This window comes from Nocardiopsis sp. NPDC006139, from assembly GCF_040614155.1.
GTDB classification, from domain to species: Bacteria; Actinomycetota; Actinomycetes; order Streptosporangiales; family Streptosporangiaceae; genus Nocardiopsis; species Nocardiopsis changdeensis.
Genome location: NZ_JBEXTT010000005.1, coordinates 217,761 through 237,106 on the forward strand (window position 1 = coordinate 217,761; position 19,346 = coordinate 237,106).

The following is a 19,346-nucleotide window of genomic DNA, read 5'->3' on the forward strand; positions in this document are numbered from 1 at the left end:
CCTCGCCATCCCCATCGGACCCGCCATCCCCACCGGCCGCGCCGGGCCGACCTGGCGCGGGGCCGGGCACTCGGGTCCGCCCCAAGCGCCGGACACGGCCGGGTCAAGACACCGTCCGCGGGCCATGCCCGGACCCCGACGGGGGAACCACTCCGGGTGCGGCCGCCCGGCCGCGCCCGAAAGGACCGGACACGGCGGGGGACGGATGAAGGCGCTCACGGTGGAACCCATGAGGAACGGATCGGTGCGGGTGGAGGACGTCGAGCCCCCCGTGCCCGGGGAGAACGACCTCCTCGTCGACGGGATCGCCCTGGGGGTGTGCGGCACCGACCGCGAGATCGCCGGCGGCGAGTACGGCGCCGCCCCGCCCGGCCGCGACCGCCTCATCCTGGGACACGAGTCCCTGGGCCGGGTCCGCCAGGCCCCGCCCGGCAGCGGGTTCTCCCCGGGCGACCTGGTGGTGGGCATCGTGCGCCGCCCCGACCCGCTGCCCTGCGGGCCCTGCGGCCACGGCGAGTTCGACATGTGCCGCAACGGTGAATTCACCGAGCGCGGCATCAAGGAACTCGACGGCTTCGGTTCCCAGCAGTGGACGGTGGAGGCCGACTACGCGGTGGCCCTGGCCCCGGCCCTGGAGCGGGTCGGCGTCCTCATGGAGCCCGCCACCGTCGTCGCCAAGGCCTGGGAGCAGATCGAGCGCATCGGCGGCCGCGCCTGGTTCGACCCGGAGACCGTCCTGGTCACCGGGGCCGGCCCGATCGGCCTGCTCGCCGCCCTGTTGGGCGTGCAGCGCGGCCTGGACGTGCACGTCCTGGACCGGGTCGAGGAGGGCGTCAAACCGGAGCTGGTGGCGGCCCTGGGTGCCACCTACCACACCGGCAGCGTGGCCGACCTGGCCGCGCGGGTGCCGCTGGACGTCATCGTCGAGACCACCGGGGCCACCCCGGTCATCCTCGACGCCATGGAGCACAACGCCGCCGACGGCATCGTGTGCTTCGTCGGCCTGGGCAGCGCCGGCGGGCCGGTGCAGATCGACTCCGACCTCATGGGCCGGCGCCTGGTCCTGGAGAACGACGTGCTGTTCGGCTCGGTCAACGCCAACCGGCGCCACTACGAGCAGGCCGCCGGAGCCCTGGAGAAGGCCGACCACGCCTGGCTGGAGCGGCTGATCACCCGGCGGGTGCCGCTGGCCGAGGCCGCCGAGGTGTTCGCCGCCCCGCCCGGCGACCAGGTCAAGGTCGTCGTGGACCTGTGAGCCCCCGCGGCAGGGGGCGTAGGGCCCGCCCCGGCGGGCCCTACGCGGTGTTTTCGGCCCCGGTGCGAGGGCAGGTGACCCGTGAGGACGTCGATACAGGAGGAGTCCGCCGATGACAGACGACGACCCACGGTCCCCCAAGATCGTCCTGGGCGTGGACGGGTCCGGGCACGCCGACGCCGCCCTGGAATGGGCGGCCGCCGAGGCCGAGCGGACCGGGCGCCCGCTGGACATCGTGCTCGCGCTGCCGATGCCGATCGTGGTGATGTCCGAGGGGCCCACGCGCCCCTCGGCGACCCAGCAGCTGATCGCGCACGGGGAACAGACCCTGAGCGCCGCCGCCGACCGGGTGCGCGGGCTGTTCCCGGCGGCCCGGGTGGAGGTGTCCCTGGTGATGGACGACCCCGCCCCGGCGCTGCTGGAGCGGGCCGGGCACGACGACCTGCTGGTGGTGGGCTCGCGCGGGCTGGGCGCGCTGCGCTCGGCGGTGATGGGCTCCACCTCGGTGCGCCTGGCCGCCCGGGCGCACTGCCCGGTGGCGGTGGTTCCGGAGAAGTGGGCGCACGCCGGCCGCAGGAACCGCACCGTGGTCGGGGTGGACGGCTCGGAGGCCTCCCTGCACGTCCTCCGGTTCGCCCTGGGGCGGGCGCGCGAGGACGGGTCCGCGGTGACGGTGGTGCACAGCTGGGAGATGGCCACCCCCTTCGCCCCCGAGGCGCTGGCCGCCTCGGGGTGGACCCCGCCGGAGGAGCTGCTGGAGCAGCGTTCGGGTGAGCTGGTCGCCGCGATGTTCGAGGAGGTCGGCGACGAGGCGGAGGGCGTCGACGTGTCGGTGGTGCGCAGCCGCCAGGCCCCGGAGCGGGCGCTGCTGGCGGAGGCGGAGAACGCCGACCTGGTGGTGGTCGGCTCGCGCGGCCGGGGCGGCCTGCGCGGGCTGTTCCTGGGGTCGGTCAGCCAGGCGGTGCTGCACGGGGCCGAGGTCCCGGTGGTGGTGATCCCGCACCGGGCGGAGGAGCACCCGGAGACGCTGCCCTGGTCCGGCGGGACCGACTGACGGACCGGGCCCGAGAGCCGGGACCCGAGGCCTCGGCCCCGAGGGTCGGGGCCCGAGGACCTGGACGGGTGACCGAGTACGGGCGGCCCGGTACGGGCGACCGAAACGACCGCGGGGAGGTCCGGCGGATCATCGCCGGGCCGCCCTTCGCCGTAGGGCCGCAGCTCCGGGCCGCACCTGGGTAAAAACGATTCATCAACCCGGTGGCCAGGGATGTGTTCCACGGCATAATCGCATCTTGACGCCCTTCCCGCCCCAGGGATAACCTTCGCTCAGCATTGTTTAAAACGATTCAAGTGCCTTGTTCAGGCGGCACCTGGTCGACACAGCAGCAGCGAACGGAGATCCGCCGTGGCCACACCCTCCTCCGACCGTCGCGCGGGCGCCCTGGAGGTCCTGCGGCGCCAGCACATCGAGCTCCCCTCCTGGGCGTTCGGCAACTCCGGCACCCGCTTCAAGGTCTTCGCGCAGCAGGGCGTCCCCCGCGACCCGTGGGAGAAGCTCGCCGACGCCGCCCAGGTCCACCGCCTCACCGGCGTGGCCCCCACCGTCGCCCTGCACATCCCCTGGGACCGGGTCGACGACTACGCCGCCCTGGCCGAGCACGCCCGCGGGCTGGGCATCTCCATCGGAGCCATCAACTCCAACGTGTTCCAGGACGACGACTACATGCTCGGCAGCGTCACCAACCCCGACCCCGCCGTGCGCCGCAAGGCGGTCGACCACCTCCTGGAGTGCGTCGACATCATGGACGCCACCGGCTCGCGCGACCTCAAGCTGTGGTTCTCCGACGGCACCAACTACCCCGGCCAGGACGACCTGCGCGCCCGCCAGGACCGCCTCGCCCAGGCCCTGTCCGAGGTCTACGACCGGCTCGGCCCCGACCAGCGCATGCTGCTGGAGTACAAGCTCTTCGAGCCCGCCTTCTACGCCACCGACGTCCCGGACTGGGGCACCGCCTACGCCCACTGCCTGGAACTGGGCGACCGCGCCGTCGTGTGCGTGGACACCGGCCACCACGCCGCCCACACCAACATCGAGTTCATCGTCGCCTTCCTGCTCCGCGCGGGGAAGCTCGGCGCCTTCGACTTCAACTCGCGCTTCTACGCCGACGACGACCTCATGGTCGGCTCCGCCGACCCCTTCCAGCTCTTCCGCATCATGTACGAGGTCGTCCGCGGCGGCGGGCTGGACGCCGACACGCAGGTCGCGTTCATGCTCGACCAGTGCCACAACATCGAGCCCAAGATCGCCGGCCAGATCCGCTCGGTCATGAACGTGCAGGAGGCCACCGCCAAGGCCCTGCTCGTGGACGCCGACGCCCTGGCCGACGCCCAGCGCGAGGGCGACGTCCTGGCCGCCAACGCCGTCCTCATGGACGCCTACAACACCGACGTGCGCCCGCTGCTGGCCGACCTCCGCGCCGAGCAGGGCCTGGACCCCGACCCCATGGCCGCGCACGCCCGCTCCGGCTACACGGAGCGCGTCGTCGCCGAGCGCAAGGGCGGCACCCAGGCCGGGTGGGGCGCGTGAGCACCACCGGACCCCGGCAGACCGATCGCACCGAACGCGCAGACCGCACCTCAGTACAGGGGGACCCCGTGTCCGACACTGTCGTCGACCAGCTGATCGCCCGCAGCAACACCCTGGGCGCCGACCCGCGCAACACCAACTTCGCCGGCGGCAACACCTCCGCCAAGGGCGAGCGCACCGACCCCGTCACCGGCGAGCCCGTCGAGATCCTGTGGGTCAAGGGCTCCGGCGGCGACCTGGGCACCCTCACCGAGGACGGCCTGGCCGTCCTGCGCCTGGACCGGCTGCGCGCCCTGGTGGACGTCTACCCCGGCGAGGAGCGCGAGGACGAGATGGTCGCCGCGTTCGACCACTGCCTCTTCGGCAAGGGCGGAGCCGCCCCCTCCATCGACACCGCCATGCACGGCCTGGTCGACGCCCCGCACGTCGACCACCTGCACCCCGACTCCGGCATCGCCCTGGCCACCGCCGCCGACGGCGAGGCCCTCACCCGCGAGTGCTTCGGCGACCGCGTCGTGTGGGTGCCCTGGCGCCGTCCCGGCTTCCAGCTCGGCCTGGACATCGCCGCCATCGCGAAGGAGAACCCGAACGCCATCGGCGCCATCCTGGGCGGCCACGGCATCACCGCCTGGGGCGCGACCAGCGAGGAGTCCCAGGCCAACTCCCTGGAGATCATCCGCACCGCCGAGCGCTTCATCGCCGAGCGCGGCCGCCCCGAGCCCTTCGGCCCGGTCCTGCCCGGCCGCGAGGCCCTGCCGGAGGCCGAACGCCGCGAGCGGGCGGCCGCCCTGGCCCCCGTCATCCGCGGCCTGGCCTCCACCGACCACCCCCAGGTCGGGCGGTTCACCGACAGCGACGCGGTCCTGGACTTCCTGTCCCGCGCCGAGCACCCGCGCCTGGCCGCCCTGGGCACCTCCTGCCCGGACCACTTCCTGCGCACCAAGGTCCGGCCGATGGTCCTGGACCTGCCCGCCGACGCCCCGCTGGAGGAGGCCGTCGCGCGGCTGAAGGAGCTGCACGAGGAGTACCGGGCCGAGTACAGCGCCTACTACGAGCGCCACGCCACCCCCGACAGCCCGGCCATCCGCGGCGCCGACCCGGCGATCGTGCTGGTCCCGGGCGTGGGGATGTTCTCCTTCGGCAAGGACGCCAAGACCGCGCGGGTGGCGGGGGAGTTCTACGTCAACGCCATCAACGTGATGCGCGGCGCGGAGGCGCTCTCCACCTACCGGCCCATCGAGGAGTCGGAGAAGTTCCGCATCGAGTACTGGGCACTGGAGGAGGCCAAGCTGGCCCGGCTCCCGAAGCCCAAGCCGCTGGCCACCCGGGTCGCCCTGGTGACCGGTGCCGCCAGCGGCATCGGCAAGGCGATCGCGACCCGGCTGGCGGCCGAGGGGGCGTGCGTGGTCGTGGCCGACCTGGACGCCGACAAGGCCGCCGCGGCCGCCGCCGAACTGGGGAACTCCGACGTCGCCGTCGGCGTGGCCTGCGACGTCAGCGACGCCGACGCCGTGGCCCGCGCGCTGCGCGAGGCCGCCCTGGCGTTCGGCGGCGTGGACCTGGTCGTCAACAACGCGGGGCTGTCCATCTCCAAGCCGCTGCTGGAGACCACCGAACAGGACTGGGACCTCCAGCACGACGTGATGGCCAAGGGGTCGTTCCTGGTGTCCCGCGAGGCGGCGCGCCTCATGATCGCGCAGGGCATGGGCGGCGACATCGTCTACATCGCGTCCAAGAACGCCGTGTTCGCCGGACCCAACAACATCGCCTACTCCGCGGTCAAGGCCGACCAGGCCCACCAGGTGCGGCTGCTCGCCGCCGAGCTGGGCGGCCACGGCATCCGCGTCAACGGGATCAACCCGGACGGCGTGGTGCGCGGGTCGGGAATCTTCGCCGGAGGGTGGGGCGCCCAGCGCGCCAAGGTGTACGGGGTCGAGGAGGAGGACCTGGGCAGGTTCTACGCCCAGCGGACCATCCTGGGCCGGGAGGTCCTGCCCGAGCACGTGGCCAACGCGGTCTTCGCCCTGACGGCGGGGGACCTGTCGCACACCACGGGGCTGCACGTGCCCGTGGACGGCGGCGTGGCCGCGGCGTTCCTGCGATGAGAGCCGTCCACGCGGCGGTCGACCTGGGCGCGTCCAGCGGCCGGGTCATCGCGGGGCGGGTCCGGGACGGGCGGCTCCTCACGGAGGAGGTCACCCGGTTCGCCAACGGCCCCACCGCGGTGCCCGCCGCCGACCGCACCACCCTGCACTGGGACGTGCTGTCCCTGTACGCCGGGGCGGTCGAGGGGCTGCGGCGGGCGGCCGGCGCCCACGGGCTCGCCTCGGTGGGGGTGGACTCCTGGGCGGTGGACTACGGCCTGCTGGACGCCGACGGCGCCCTGCTGGGCAACCCGGTCCACTACCGGGACGCCCGCACCGACGGGATCCCCGAGCAGGTCTTCCGGCACTGGCCCGCCGACGCGATGTACGCGGTCAACGGCCTCCAGGTGCAGCCGTTCAACACGGTGTTCCAGCTGGCCGCCGAGGCGGGGAGCGCCCGCCTGGCGGCGGCCCGGGACCTGCTGCTCGTCCCCGACCTGCTGGGGTACTGGCTGACGGGGGTGAAGGCCGCGGAGCTGACCAACGCCTCCACCACCGGCCTGGTCGACGTCCGCGAACGCCGCTGGGCCCCCCGCGGCCTGGACGTGCTCGCCGAATCCTTCGGCGTGGACGCCCGCGCCCTGCTCCCGGACCTGGTCGAACCCGGAACCGTCGTCGCGCCCCTGCGCGGCGACCTCGGCGGCGCCCCGCTCGTGGCGGTGGGCTCCCACGACACCGCCTCGGCGGTGGTCGCGGTGCCCGCCGCCACGGCGGACTTCGCCTACATCTCCTCGGGGACGTGGTCCCTGGTCGGGGTGGAACTGGACGCCCCCGTCCGCACGGAGGCGTCCCGGGCCGCGAACTTCACCAACGAACTCGGCGTGGACGGCACCGTCCGCTACCTGCGCAACGTCAGCGGCCTGTGGCTCCTCCAGGAGTCGCTGCGCACCTGGCGCGAACAGGGGCGGGAGGCGCACCTGGCCGTCCTGCTGGAGCACGCGGCCCGGGCGCCGGCCCTGGCCTGCGTGGTGGACGTGGACGACCCCCGGTTCCTGCCGCCGGGGGACATGCCCGCGCGCATCGCCGCGTTCGCCGCCGAGACCGGCCAGCGCCCGCCCGAGAGCGAGGCCGGGTTCGTGCGCTGCATCCTGGACTCGCTGGCCCTGGCCTACCGCCGGGCCGTACACCAGGCCGCCGAGCTCAGCGGACGGAACGTGGACGTGGTCCACATCGTCGGCGGGGGCGCCAACAACACGCTGCTCTGCCGGCTCACCGCCGACGCCGTCGGCCTCCCCGTCGTCGCCGGCCCCGCCGAGGGGACCGCCATGGGCAACCTGCTGGTGCAGGCCCGCGCCGTCGGGGCCGTGGACGGCGACCTGGCCGCCCTGCGCCGTATCGTGGCCGCCTCCGCCGAGACGGTCACCTACCGCCCCGAGGGCCCGAGTTCCCGCTGGGAGTCGGCCGCCCGCCGCATCACCCCCTGACACCTGTGGCTCCCCGGGTGGGAGCCACAGGTGCCTTGCCCTCCTTTGCCTTCCCCTCCTTGAGCCCGCCCCGGCCCCCATGCCACAGTGTCCGAAGTCCTCGGCTGCAGCTCATTGGTACTCGCATAACGCAGAGATAACGCCCCGCGTTGTCCCAGGTCATTAACTGTGAGCCCCGCGCACGCGGGGATGGACCGGAGGGTCTGAACCCCACGTCCGTGCTGTTCGAGTGAGCCCCGCGCATGCGGGGATGGACCGAGCACCGCCGTGGCTCACCAGATCCACGAGCAGTGAGCCCCGCGCATGCGGGGATGGACCGAGCACCGCCGTGGCTCACCAGATCCACGAGCAGTGAGCCCCGCGCATGCGGGGATGGACCGGCCGGCGGGGGTGGACGCCCGCGCCCGAGTACGTGAGCCCCGCGCATGCGGGGATGGACCGCCGCTCTCCTGCTCCTCGGAGTTGGTGGTGTCGTGAGCCCCGCGCATGCGGGGATGGACCGGGTTCGTGTCTTCTCCGCGCGGTCCTCCGGGAGTGAGCCCCGCGCATGCGGGGATGGACCGCGGTTCAGCTCGGTGTAGAACCACGTCTTGCGTGAGCCCCGCGCATGCGGGGATGGACCGATTTCCCAGGTCCTGGTCCTGCACGTAGCCCAGTGAGCCCCGCGCATGCGGGGATGGACCGCACGATCAGCCGCCGTCAGGCGGACATGGCCGGTGAGCCCCGCGCATGCGGGGATGGACCGGAGGGCAGCACGCGGCCGGCCTTCTTCGGCGCGTGAGCCCCGCGCATGCGGGGATGGACCGGGCACTCCCTCCGGGTGTGGGGCGGGCCGCCGGTGAGCCCCGCGCACGCGGGGATGGACCGCAGAGGGTTGGGGGACTGAGAGTCCCCCCGCGGTGAGCCCCGCACACGCGGGGATGGACCGTCAGGGCAAGGCCGTAGGGCAGGAATCCACCAGTGAGCCCCGCGCACGCGGGGATGGACCAAACCACACGTCCGCCCGACCGGGCTCGTCCCGGTGAGCCCCGCGCACGCGGGGATGGACCGGAGACGACGATGACCTGGATCTGCGACGGCAAGTGAGCCCCGCGCACGCGGGGATGGACCGAGAACGGGCGACTCAGCATCCGGTTCGGTGACCTGCTGTTTCTCATCACGCTGGCCGCCGAGGCGGGCATCCTGTGGTCTCACGACGCCCCTGACGATCACTCAGAGCGCAACAAGAGGCGGGGAGAGACGAATACCGGTTACGCGATCACCGGCGTCTGCCAAATGCTCCGCCTGGATACACTGCCTCAACCCACCCCGACCGGAGGCCACCTCTGTGTTACCTGCACGAGTATTCGCCGTTGCCCCGCTGGCTCTGGTGATTCTCGTCCTGTCCGGTTGCTCTTCCTGGGGCTGCACCGACACGACGGCGGAGCGCGGTGAGGCCGGTGTCAGGGTGGGGGTTGTGGGCACGGACGGTCAGGCTCTCGGAGTCACCGCCGAAGTCGTTGACTGGCGCCTTGAGCCCCATCCGCAGGTGCCCTCCGAAGGTGACCGGGTCCATTTCTATTTCCGCTTCGACGGCGCCGACGAATATTCCGACCCCGCAGTGGACGCCTGCGCGGTCGACAAGGAGCGCGTGGTGCTGGGGTGCCAGACGGTCTACTCGTCCCAGGCGTTCGGACCGGCCGAGGATCCCCGCGCTGGCGATGACTGGCTCGCCGTCGAGAACCCTGAGCAGGTTGTCGAAGTGTTGTTGATCCCCAATGACCAGTCCTACGACCGCCCCACTTGTGAAGCGGACATCAGGGATGGCGGCGGGATGCACCCTCCGGAATCACCCAGCATGGGGGACCGGCTGTAGGGAGGCCAAGGCGATTGAACGCGTCGGTGACCCACTGACTTCGCACCCTTCGCGGACCTGATCCGCGACATCGGCACTCCCGGAACAGCGGTGTGCACCTTCGCGCTGTGTCAGTTCGTGCTCTAGGTCCTAATCCGATCATCGCCTGGACGCTGGGTTTCCATGAAAAGACCATTGCCCGAGTCGCTGCCCAGGAGGGAGAGACCAGGAGCCGCTGCGCCCCCAGCGACCACAAACGGTGATCGAAGCGGTGAGGCCACGGAAAATGTCGATCGCTCGATCAACGGCTCTTGCAAGTCTCGCCTCCAAGCGGGGGCGGTGGGGGAGAGCAGAGGGTCGACCACGTTCTGGCAGGTGCGGTGGATGCGCAGGCTCAGGGACACGATGTCACTCAGGCCGCCGTCAGCGTCCGCTCGCCCTTGGGAAATCACAGAAGTCCCGCTCATCTTGAGCCAGGCTCGGTTTCCATGCCACAGTGTCTGAAGTCTTCGGTCGTAGCCTGTCGACACTCGTATAACGCGGAGATAACGCCCCGCGTTGTCCCAGGTCATTAACTGTGAGCCCCGCGCACGCGGGGATGGACCAGGCGTCCGGGGTGGTGCAGCGCAGAGCCCAGCGGTGAGCCCCGCGCACGCGGGGATGGACCGGACTTGGGGGAGGACGCCCGGCGGGTGCTGTCGTGAGCCCCGCGCACGCGGGGATGGACCGCGCCAGGTCACCACCGGCCAGTGGGCCGCCGGGTGAGCCCCGCGCACGCGGGGATGGACCGACCGGCCAGCCGCTGCCTTGGGCGGCTTCGTGGTGAGCCCCGCGCACGCGGGGATGGACCGGTGTACGAGATTCCCGACCCGGGTTGGGAAGAGTGAGCCCCGCGCACGCGGGGATGGACCGGGTGAGATCCCACCCGCGCGACCCGATGACCTGTGAGCCCCGCGCACGCGGGGATGGACCGGTGCAGGGCCGGGCCGGGCAGCGGTGGGACCGGTGAGCCCCGCGCACGCGGGGATGGACCGGCGTGGAGAACCTCAAGCTCGCCCGGTGCCCCGTGAGCCCCGCGCATGCGGGGATGGATCGCCAAGGTGGTTGTCACGGCGATCGCCAACATCCTCACTCCGCTCGTTGCGGGGTTCCTGCCGGATGTGGATGGGTCCTCCATCGACGCGCTCGTCATCGGCGTCGTCAGCCTGATAATGACGTTCCCTGCCGGGTATCTCGCCCCGCACGCGTCTCGCCCCGACGTGGAAGTCAAGTACTGACCGCAGACATGCGCCTCTCCCTTCGCGGGAGGGGTGCTTTCATTTTCGTTATGCCCGCTTGCCCTTGGCGATCTGGTCGACCCGGGCAGGAGAGAGGCCGAGTTCGGCGGCGAGAGCGCGGACTGTGTGCCCCTGTTCTCGCAGCTCGGCGACGGCGGGCTGACGGACCGCTTTGAGGGCGTCCTCTACCTCGGCGAGGGCGGCAAGGATCTCGCCGACAATGCGGGCGCGGATGAGCGGGTCTGTCTCTTCAGCCGCGGACTTGGGGAGCTTGCGCAGGTGAGTGAGGGTTTCGGGGATGTCCATGCTGTCAGTGTAGGCGCCTGAACATTTTTCGTCCAGGTGTCCGACTCCTCTGTCTAGGCGCCTATGCAATGAGGGTGCGGCAGACAGATATGGAGGGGAGGTGAAAGGGTTGAATGCCAGCCTGATCCTCCAGATCGTGGTCACCGTGCTCAGAGGCCGAAGGCAATCAAAGTACCCCCGGTCCCGTTCCCTCAGAACGGCACACACCAGCAAGGAGAAGAAGTGGACGCAGGCAAGATCCTCCTCGCCCACAACGTCACCGCCGCGGCCGCCTTGGCCGTGGTCCTGGTGGGCTCCCTCTCCATTGGCATCATCTGGTGGGTGTGGGCCGCGATGGGGCTGATCATCGTGGTGACGATCGGGCTGAACATCGCCTACTCCCGCGGTCGGTAGTCCGGTCCGCCGGCGCCCCGTTCCCTTCCGAGGACGGGGCGTTTCGCCGTCCGAATGCGGCCACTGCCTGCGGGCGATCGGAGGTTCAGGGGTTCCACGCCCGCGCGGCAGCCCTCACGTCAGGCTGAGGGCCCGGTACACGGCGACGACGGTGGACGCCCCGACGATCTCGCCGCGGGCGATCATGGCCACCGCCTCTTCCAGCGGCCACCACTTGATCTCTTGGGCTTCGTTGATGTCCGGCACCGTGTCGGTGGGCGTGGCGCCGCGGGCGAGGTAGATGATCTGCGGCTGGTCCACGGACCCGATGGCGGGCTGGAACGTCACCAGGTGCTCCATGGACTCGGGCCGCCACCCGGTTTCCTCTTCGACCTCGCGGGCCGCCGCCGACCCGGTGTCCTCGGCGGTGTTGACGTACCCGCCGGGCAGCTCCCACACCCACCGGTCGATGATGAACCGGTGCCGCCGCATGAGCAGCACTTCCCGCGCGTCGTTGATGACCAACGTCATCGCCGCCGGGGGCATCTTCACCGCGTACTGGGTGAAGGACACCCCGTCGGGGAGGGCGATGTCGACGGTGGACAGGCGGATGTGCCGGTTCTCGTCCACGAGCTTCTCACCATGGACCGTCCATTGGGTAGTCACACCGGCACCCTAGTGGGGCGTCACTTCTCCCCGGTCGGCTCGGACAAGCCGCCGTTGCGCCATCTCATCGGTGAGCGCTTCGATGGCGGCCCTCAACGACTTGGACTGCTTGCAGTACAGGGCGAGGGGGTGACACGAGGGTGACAAGGGCGGTGGCTGCGGCGGCGATGCCTGAGATGACGACAGCAGTCCGGGTAACAGCATTCGGCAGTGGGCGGCCTGCACGGTGCGTGAGAGGGCGGAGCGGAAGTGAGCGGGCAGGCCCCACGTAGTTGGGGATGTGCCGGCCTCGGTGAGGCAGGTGTAGACGGAGCGCAGATGAGCCCGGTTCAGGCGGAGCGGGATGGGCGCTGAGGTGTTCGCGGGGCTTGGGAGGGACGCGTTGCGCGGGCGGCTGGCGTTGACAGCGCTCGGATGTGCGGTGCCGCGTCTACCCGAGGGCCTCGACCGCCAGCTCGGTGGCCTTCGCGATGAGGGCGTCGTCGTACCCCGCGCCCGCCTCGTCGCGGCCGGACATGACCGCCAAGACCACGGGATCGCCCTCCGGCGGCCACAGCACACCGATGTCGTGCCGCGTCCCGTAGCCGCACGCGCCGGTCTTGTCCCCCACCTCCCACCCCTCGGGGACACCGGCCCGGATCAGGTCGTCGCCGGTGGTGTTGGCGCGCATCATGGTGACGAGGATGTCGCGTTTGTCCTCCGACAGCACATCGCCCAACGCGAACTCCCGCAGGCTGGTGGCCATCGCGCGCGGAGTACTGGTGTCGCGGACATCGCCCGGGACGGCCTCCGCCATCTCCGGCGCGACCCGGTCCACGCTGGTGACCTCATCGCCGATCCCGCGCAAAGCCTCCCTCAGCCCCTCCGGCCCGCCCAGTTCCTCGAAGAGCAGGTTGGAGGCGGTGTTGTCGCTGTGGCGCAGGGCCGCGTCCCCAAGTTCGCGCAACGTCATGCCGCTGGACACGTGCTCCTGGGTGACGGGGGAGTGGAAGACCAGGTCGGCCTCGGAGAAAGTGACGACCCGGTCGAGCTCCTCCACGGGCGTCCGGTCGAGTACGGCGCCGAAGGCCAGGACCTTGAAGGTCGAGCAGTAGGCGAACCGCTCGTCCGCCTGGAACTCCACCGCCCGCCCCGTACCGGTGTCGAGCGCGTAGACGCCGAGCCGGGCGTCGAACTCCTCCTCCAGGCGCGTGAACCCGGCGTCCATCCGGATGGGGGACGGCGACGCCGAGGGTTCCGCGGGCACGGTGGCCGAGGGCGGCGAGCCGACGGAACCGACGGGGGCCTCCGGCGAGGAGCAGCCGGTGAGCGGCACCAGCACCACCGGGACCAGCACCGCCAACGCAACGTGTCGAGCCATGGTCCACGGCACCGCGAAGCACCTTCTCTCCGTATGTGAACGGTGACTCTGGGAAGTCTCGCGGCTGCCGGCCCCGCTGTCGACGATGCCGACGGCACGGCGTGTACACCGGCCGGGACGCCCACGCCACCGCCGCGGTCCTCGCCGGGCCGGCGGGCCTTCCCGCGGCCGCCGCATTGTTCCCCGAACCGGAAGCGCGGCGCCGCCGCGCGCCGGAGTGGGAGGAGCCGCGGGCAGGTGGCTCTTCTCCGTCCCGCACGGCCGGGAGTGCTTTCTCAGCGGGGCGCACAAGGGCGCCGTGTGTCCCCCCCGGGGGGGAAGGGTGCCTTCCGGCGGCGCGCCGCCATCTGCGACGTCCCGGACCGCCCGATCGCCCGGGAGGCCCTTCCGGAGAGCACCGCCCGGCGACCGCGCACCGCCCCCGCCGGTCGGAGCGCGGCCGACGGGGACCGGAACCGGAAGGCCCCGGCCAGCGTCAGGAGGGGTGAGCCGACGACGGCGCCCCGTCCCACTGCGAAAGGCCCTCCGTGCACCCCCGACTCGCCGACCTGGACCCCGCAGAGGTCCTCGACCCCTTCTACTCCCAGATCCGCCAGGCGGTGGACATGGGGGAGGAGACCTACGGCGAGATCGTCGAGCGGGTCATCGACGGCGGCCTGATGATCGACCTGCCCGACGGGATCCGGGCGGGGGAGTACGGGGAGCTGGAGGGCGTGGGCCGGGCGGACCTGCGCGCGTGGCTGGTGGAGGTGCTGTGCGGGGAGTTCGCCGCCCACCGGGAGTGGCAGAGCGGGCTGACCGGAGAGGCCACCGACGCCGAACGGCTGACCGAGGCTCTGTTCGCCCTGGAGGAGCACGGGATCGTCGCCCGCGAGGACTTCGCCTGCTGCCAGCGGTGCGGTGTGTCGGAGATCCGTGAGGAGGGACTGGACGACGGCTCGGATCCGCGCGGCTACGTCTTCTACCACGAGCAGGACACCGGCGACGACCCGCTGCACCTGACCTTCGACACCCCGGACGGTTCGGACGCGACCCGCGCCGCACTGGGCGACGAGGTCGTCGGCGTCCTGCGCGGGCACGGGCTGAGCGTGGAGTGGGAGCGGGACCCGAGGCGGCGGATCAGGGTCCGGATGCGGAGCTGGCGCACACCCCGCCACGGGGAGCTCGCCGTGTTCCCCGAGGCCGGCGCGGCCCGGCCCGTGGCAGGGGAGAACGCCCCGATCCTGAGCGAGGCCCGCACACGGCCCCGCCCAGCGGACACGGTGCCGGACCGGACCGTCGAGGCCGACGGGTTCCGCTTCACCGTTACGGGCATCCGGGACGGGATCACGGGCCTGGATTCGGTGGACGGCACCCTGGCCCCGCAGGGCCGGTTCGCCGTCGTCGGGATGGTCGTGCACAACCCCGCGCCGGCCCTGGGCGGCTTCTCACCGGCGCTCCACGTCCTGCACGACACCCTGGGCCGGACCCACACCTTCCACCAGGAGGCGACGCTCGGACACACCGGCACCGTTCACCCGCGAACGTTCTACGGCCCCGGGACCGTCCTGGCCGGGCTGGTGTTCGACCTTCCGCGGGACGCGGTCCCGTCCCACCTCATGGTCAACGGGCACGTCCGCGCTGATCTGCCCGAGCCCCTCCCGGCCCCCGGGCCCGTCACCGCGGCCGGGGACCGGCTGCGGGCCATGGTCACGGCCGTGCGGACCGTCGACCGCGGCGCGGACGGTGTACACGTGGTGGTCGGCGTGGCGCTCGCGGTGCGGCGGCCGTACTCCATGGCGCTGTTCCCGGCGGACGGCCACGTTCTGTACGACACCGCCGGCGGCGCCCACGAGGCCGACCGGGAGGCCACCTACCGCTTCCGGGTCGACGGGGCGAACGCCATCGTGACCCGGGCGGCCGGGATGGAGACGGTCCTGGTGTTCGACGTGCCCGTCGGCACGGTGCCCGCCCGGGTGGGCCTGGCCGGACTGTCCCGCGAGGACGGACGGATCGAGCTGCCGCTCCCCTGAGGTCCCCGCCCGGCCGGGGTCCCCCGCTCCCCGAAGCCCCGGGCGTCCGCTCAGCCCCGTGCCGGGTCGGACACGCGTCGCCGCCCCGGCCGACGGCGGCCGCCGCCGGCCGGGGCGATTGCCCGGGACGCGAGTCGGGTAGTGGCTCTTCCATGCTGCTCATGAGGCTGCCCGGCGTGTACCGGGCACAGCACGACACCTCACTGCTCCGGTTCGTGCTGCGCCGCTTCGGCCGGGCCGCCGGGCGCTCGGTCCTCGACGTCGGCTCCGGGACCGGGGCACTGGGGATCGAGGCCTTCCGGGCCGGAGCGGCCAGTGTCACGTCGGTCGACCTGTCGCGCCGCTCGGTGCTGACGAGCTGGCTCAACACCCGGCTCCACGGGATCCCCGCGACGGTCCGGCAGGGCGACCTGTTCGCCCCCGTGCTCCCGCGCCGGTTCGACCTCGTACTCGCCAACCCGCCCTACGTCCCCGCGCCCGCGCTGCTGCCGCCCCGCCACCGGATGGCGAGGTGCTGGGACGCGGGGCCGGACGGGCGTTTCCTGCTGGACCGCATCTGCGCCGGGGCGCCCTCCGTCCTCAGCGAGGACGGCGTGCTCCTGCTCGTGCAGTCCGAGCTCGCCGACGAGCAGGCCACCCTGGACCGCCTGGAGAAGGCCGGACTGGTGCCCGCGGTCCTGGCCCGGGGTCGCATCCCGTTCGGTCCGGTGCTGCGGTCGCGGGCCCCGGCGCTGCGGGCCCGCGGGCTGCTCGCCCCCGACCAGACCGAGGAGGAACTCGTGGTCATCGAGGCGCGCCATGTCTGAGGACCGCCGCCGGGTCGTCGTCACCGGAGAGGGACCGATCCTCGTCTTCGGCCCGGTCGACGTGGAGATGCCCGACGGAACGCGCCTGCTCAGCGACCGCGCGGTGACCGCGCTGTGCACGTGCGGCCGCAGCCGGCGCCGCCCGTTCTGCGACACCAGCCACCGCCGACGCGTACGCGACGGGCACGGCGGACACGGCGAACGCGGCGGGAACGACGAACGCGGTGAGAACGACGAGCCCAACGAGCGCGACCGAAAGGCGGGCCCATGACCACCACGATGCGGCCGACACCGTCTCCGACTCCGACACCACCGGTGTCCGCGGCCACCCCGACCACGGCTCCGGCGCTCCCCGAACCCCGGGGCCCGGTGTCCGAGGCGGTCCTGTCCGCGCTGCGCGGCGACCCCGCCGAGCCCCCCGGCCTGGACGGGGTCGAACCCTACGGCGATGACCTCCAGCTCGCCCTCTACTGCTGCTACGAGCTGCACTACCGCGGGTTCGAGGGGGTCGACGACGCCCGCGAGTGGGACCCGGCGCTGCTGTCGCTCCGCGCCGGCCTGGAGCGGGCCTTCCTCGGCGCGCTCAGGGACGATGTGCCCGCCGGGACCGACGTCGGGGGCGAACTCGACGGACTCCTCGTCGAACACGTCGACTCCTTCGGCGTCTCCCACCACCTGCGCCGCGACGGGGAGCAGTGGCAGCTGCGGGAGTACGTCGCGCTCCGCTCGCTCTACCACCTGAAGGAGGCCGACCCGCAGACCTTCGTCATCCCGCGCCTGGACGGCCCGGCCAAGGCCGCCCTCGTGACCGTGCAGCACGACGAGTACGGCGCGGGCGACCCCGGGCGGGCGCACGCCCGGCTCTTCGCCGAGATGATGTCCGAACTCGGACTCTCCGCCGCCTACGGGGCCTATCTCGACTCCGCGCCCGCCGAGATGCTGGCCGAGGTCAACTTCATGTCGCTGTGCGGGCTGCACCGCGCCCTGCGCGCGGTGCTGGTCGGACAGTTCGCCTTCGTCGAACTCACCTCCTCGCCCGGCTCGGACCGGCTGGTCAAGGCCATGCGCAGGCTGGGCTGCGGTCCGGCCGCCGTCCGGTTCTACGCCGAGCACGTCGAGGCCGACGCCGTGCACGAGCAGCTCCTGCGGCGCGAGGTGATCGCGCCGCTGCTGGACGCCGAACCCGGGCTGGCCTCCGACATCGTGTTCGGCCTCCGCTGCAGCGCGTTCCTGGCCGACCGCCTGGGCGAACGGCTGCTGCACCACTGGGCCCGCGGGGAGTCGGGCCTGCGCGGCGGCACGGAAGCGGGGACGCCGTGACGGCCCCCGGACCGGCGGCGCGGGTCCGCGTCCTCCCGGTCGCCGACGGAGGGGACACCGTGCCCGCGGAGACGGTCGTGCGCGACCACCTCCAGGACACGCCGCCCCGCCTCCCGCCCTGGCTCGGATACGACGACGTCGGCTCCCGGCTGTTCGAGCAGATCACCGAGCTGCCCACCTACCACCTGACCCGCGTGGAGCGCGGCCTGCTGGAGCGCCACGCCCCCGAGATCGCCGAACTGCTCGCCTGTGGGCGGATCGCGGAGCTGGGCAGCGGGAGCGCGAAGAAGACACGGCTGCTGCTGGAGAGCTGCCTGCGCCTGCGGGAGACCGCCTACCTGCCGATCGACGTCGACCGGGACATCCTGTGCTCCAGCGGCACCGCCCTGGTCGAAGAGCTGGACGGGCTGGAGGTCACCGCTCTGTGGGGGCGCTACGAGGCCGGTCTCGACTGGCTGCGCGCCAACGCCCGCGGGCCGCTCGCGGTCCTCCTGCTCGGCAGCGGCTTCGGCAACGCCACACGCGGGGAACGCGCCGGGCTGCTCCGCGAGATCGCCCGCACCCTGCCTCCGGGCGGGGGCTTCCTGGTCTCCGCCGACCTGGACAAGGACGGGGAGGAGCTGCGGGCCTGCTACAACGATCCGCCCGGGTACTCGGCGTTCGCCGACTTCCGGCTCAACTACCTCACCCGGCTCAACGACCTCTACGGCGCCGGATTCGTCCTCGACGACTTCGTTCCCCGGGCCTACTACAACGCGGCCACCTCCACGGTGGAGGGGGTCCTGCTGGCCCGGTCCGACCAGGAGGTGCCCGTGCCGGGGCTCGGGATCACGCTGCGCATCCCGCGCGGGGAGTCGCTCAACGTCGGGTACTCGGTGAAGTTCGACGAGGGGAGGCTGGTCGACGAGGTCGAGGCTCACGGGTTCGACCTGCGGGCCCGGTGGCTGGACGACATCGCGCGGTACGGGCTCTTCCTCTTCCGCCGCCGCGGGGAACCGACGGACGCCTTCACCGGGCGAGCCGGGACACCCCGCAACCGGTGACGATCGCGTCCCGGCGCACCCCGCCGCGTGCCCGGGGCGCGCCCCGCCGTGTGCCCGGGCCGCCGGGCCCGGCCGTGCGCCCGGCTCCGCGGCCGGTCCCGGCCGGGATCCCGCCGGGGCACCGGCCGGGGAGCCGTACCGGACCCCGGCCGGGAGCGCAGAGCCGGGGCGCCGGGTCAGGGTGCCGGGTAGGGGCGCTCGCGCAGCAGCCGGGCGAGGTGGGCCGCGTTGCGGGCCAGGGTGGCCGTCGCGGAGGCGACCGCGTCCGGTGTCCGCTCCAGGTCGATGTAGTCCTTGGGGTTCATGGCCTCGTGGTTCCAGTAGGTGCCGCCCTGGGCCGGAATGGTGAAGCCGGTGTCGCCCAGCGCCTGGTACAGGTCCGCGGTGATCTTGTGGGCGCCGTCCTCGTTGCCGACCACCGCCGTCACGGCGACCTTGCCGAACATGCTCGGCCTGCCCTGGTCGTCGGTCTCGGACAGCTCGGCGTCCAGCCGCTCCAGGACGCGCTGGGCGACACTGGACATGTGGCCGACCCAGGTGGGCGTGGACACCAGCAGGATGTCCGCGTCGAGGATGCGCCGCCGGATGCCGGGCCACGCGTCACCGCCGCCCATGTCGGTCTTCACACCGGGGTGGACGTCGAAGTCGACGACGCGGACCGAGTCGCCGGTGACGCCGTGCTCGGCCAGGGCGTCGAGGACCTGCCGGGCCATCAGTTCGCTGCTCGACGGGGCCGGCGAGGGCTTGAGGCTGCACACGAGGGCCAACGCGTTCAAGGAATCCATACGGGGTGCCTACCCCACGCGGAGTATCCGATCGTACGCGCAAGGTAATTTCTGCGGAGTCCGGTCGGCGGCCGGGGAGCCCGCGCGGCCTCCGTCGCAGGGCCGCCCCGGAGCCCGCACCCCCGGAGACGGACACCCGGGGCCCGGGAACGGGG

The 19,346-nt window shown here is 72.6% G+C and carries 16 protein-coding genes, 1 pseudogene and 2 CRISPR repeat arrays; of the genes and pseudogenes, 13 read left to right on the forward strand and 4 right to left on the reverse strand.

Annotation, left to right across the window (positions count from 1 at the left end; translation table 11 throughout):
* The first annotated feature begins 205 nt into the window (after positions 1–205).
* The 7 genes from ABZ249_RS08790 (at position 206) to ABZ249_RS08820 (ending at position 10,521) form a co-directional block, all read left to right on the forward strand.
* Entirely contained in the window at positions 206–1,255 is a 1,050-nt protein-coding gene (locus ABZ249_RS08790; protein WP_355259296.1) for a glucose 1-dehydrogenase, read from the forward strand.
* Positions 1,256–1,367: 112 nt separating this feature from the next.
* Positions 1,368–2,309, forward strand: coding sequence for a universal stress protein (locus tag ABZ249_RS08795; RefSeq protein WP_355259299.1), 942 nt, complete (start codon positions 1,368–1,370; stop codon positions 2,307–2,309).
* A gap of 351 nt (positions 2,310–2,660) precedes the next feature.
* Entirely contained in the window at positions 2,661–3,842 is a 1,182-nt protein-coding gene (rhaI, locus tag ABZ249_RS08800) for an L-rhamnose isomerase (protein ID WP_355259302.1), read from the forward strand.
* A 68-nt stretch (positions 3,843–3,910) separates the two neighbouring features.
* Positions 3,911–5,947 carry a bifunctional aldolase/short-chain dehydrogenase gene (locus ABZ249_RS08805; protein ID WP_355259305.1) on the forward strand — a complete coding sequence of 679 codons (2,037 nt, stop codon included), beginning with the start codon at positions 3,911–3,913 and terminating at the stop codon, positions 5,945–5,947.
* The gene (locus ABZ249_RS08810) at positions 5,944–7,410 is read left to right on the forward strand and encodes a rhamnulokinase family protein (RefSeq protein WP_355259308.1); all 1,467 of its coding nucleotides are present in this window, start codon (positions 5,944–5,946) and stop codon (positions 7,408–7,410) included. The genes ABZ249_RS08805 and ABZ249_RS08810 overlap by 4 nt, the downstream gene beginning before the upstream one ends.
* Positions 7,411–7,578: 168 nt before the next feature.
* Positions 7,579–8,521: direct repeats of the CRISPR family, unit length 29 nt; unit sequence GTGAGCCCCGCGCATGCGGGGATGGACCG.
* 258 nt (positions 8,522–8,779) lie between these two features.
* Positions 8,780–9,265 carry a hypothetical protein gene (locus ABZ249_RS08815; protein WP_355259311.1) on the forward strand — a complete coding sequence of 162 codons (486 nt, stop codon included), beginning with the start codon at positions 8,780–8,782 and terminating at the stop codon, positions 9,263–9,265.
* 556 nt (positions 9,266–9,821) lie between these two features.
* A CRISPR array of direct repeats spans positions 9,822–10,339; the repeat unit is 29 nt; unit sequence GTGAGCCCCGCGCACGCGGGGATGGACCG.
* A 5-nt stretch (positions 10,340–10,344) separates the two neighbouring features.
* Positions 10,345–10,521 carry a hypothetical protein gene (locus ABZ249_RS08820; RefSeq protein WP_355259314.1) on the forward strand — a complete coding sequence of 59 codons (177 nt, stop codon included), beginning with the start codon at positions 10,345–10,347 and terminating at the stop codon, positions 10,519–10,521.
* Between the two features lie 48 nt (positions 10,522–10,569).
* Here the strand turns inward: ABZ249_RS08820 and ABZ249_RS08825 are convergent, their stop codons facing one another.
* Positions 10,570–10,827 (reverse strand): hypothetical protein, encoded by a 258-nt coding sequence (locus ABZ249_RS08825; RefSeq protein ID WP_220561617.1) that lies wholly within the window; start codon positions 10,825–10,827, stop codon positions 10,570–10,572.
* A gap of 222 nt (positions 10,828–11,049) precedes the next feature.
* On the opposite strand from ABZ249_RS08825, the gene ABZ249_RS08830 reads away from it, so the two are divergent.
* Positions 11,050–11,220, forward strand: coding sequence for a hypothetical protein (locus ABZ249_RS08830; RefSeq protein ID WP_355259317.1), 171 nt, complete (start codon positions 11,050–11,052; stop codon positions 11,218–11,220).
* A gap of 114 nt (positions 11,221–11,334) precedes the next feature.
* Here the strand turns inward: ABZ249_RS08830 and ABZ249_RS08835 are convergent, their stop codons facing one another.
* Entirely contained in the window at positions 11,335–11,865 is a 531-nt protein-coding gene (locus ABZ249_RS08835; RefSeq protein ID WP_355259320.1) for an NUDIX hydrolase, read from the reverse strand.
* A 430-nt stretch (positions 11,866–12,295) separates the two neighbouring features.
* Positions 12,296–13,225, reverse strand: coding sequence for a class A beta-lactamase (gene bla, locus ABZ249_RS08840; RefSeq protein WP_355259323.1), 930 nt, complete (start codon positions 13,223–13,225; stop codon positions 12,296–12,298).
* Positions 13,226–13,752: 527 nt separating this feature from the next.
* Between bla and ABZ249_RS08845 the strand changes: the two genes are divergently transcribed.
* From ABZ249_RS08845 to ABZ249_RS08865, 5 genes and pseudogenes are all read left to right on the forward strand, one after another.
* Positions 13,753–15,237, forward strand: a complete 1,485-nt coding sequence (locus tag ABZ249_RS08845) for a hypothetical protein (protein WP_355259326.1) — start codon at positions 13,753–13,755, stop codon at positions 15,235–15,237.
* A 161-nt stretch (positions 15,238–15,398) separates the two neighbouring features.
* The gene (locus tag ABZ249_RS08850) at positions 15,399–16,043 is read left to right on the forward strand and encodes a HemK2/MTQ2 family protein methyltransferase (protein ID WP_355259594.1); all 645 of its coding nucleotides are present in this window, start codon (positions 15,399–15,401) and stop codon (positions 16,041–16,043) included.
* Positions 16,036–16,224: pseudogene (locus ABZ249_RS08855) on the forward strand (CDGSH iron-sulfur domain-containing protein); the annotation flags it as partial. The gene ABZ249_RS08850 and the pseudogene ABZ249_RS08855, both read left to right, overlap by 8 nt.
* Positions 16,225–16,322: 98 nt before the next feature.
* The gene (locus tag ABZ249_RS08860; protein ID WP_355259597.1) at positions 16,323–17,363 is read left to right on the forward strand and encodes an iron-containing redox enzyme family protein; all 1,041 of its coding nucleotides are present in this window, start codon (positions 16,323–16,325) and stop codon (positions 17,361–17,363) included.
* A complete protein-coding gene (locus ABZ249_RS08865) occupies positions 17,360–18,406 on the forward strand; it encodes an L-histidine N(alpha)-methyltransferase (protein WP_355259329.1) in 1,047 nt (348 codons plus the stop codon). Before ABZ249_RS08860 ends, ABZ249_RS08865 begins: the two co-directional genes overlap by 4 nt.
* A gap of 176 nt (positions 18,407–18,582) precedes the next feature.
* Here ABZ249_RS08865 and ABZ249_RS08870 read toward each other — a convergent pair whose 3' ends face one another.
* Positions 18,583–19,191: an NAD(P)H-dependent oxidoreductase gene (locus tag ABZ249_RS08870; protein ID WP_355259332.1), complete on the reverse strand. Its 609-nt coding sequence runs from the start codon at positions 19,189–19,191 to the stop codon at positions 18,583–18,585.
* Positions 19,192–19,346 lie beyond the last annotated feature (155 nt).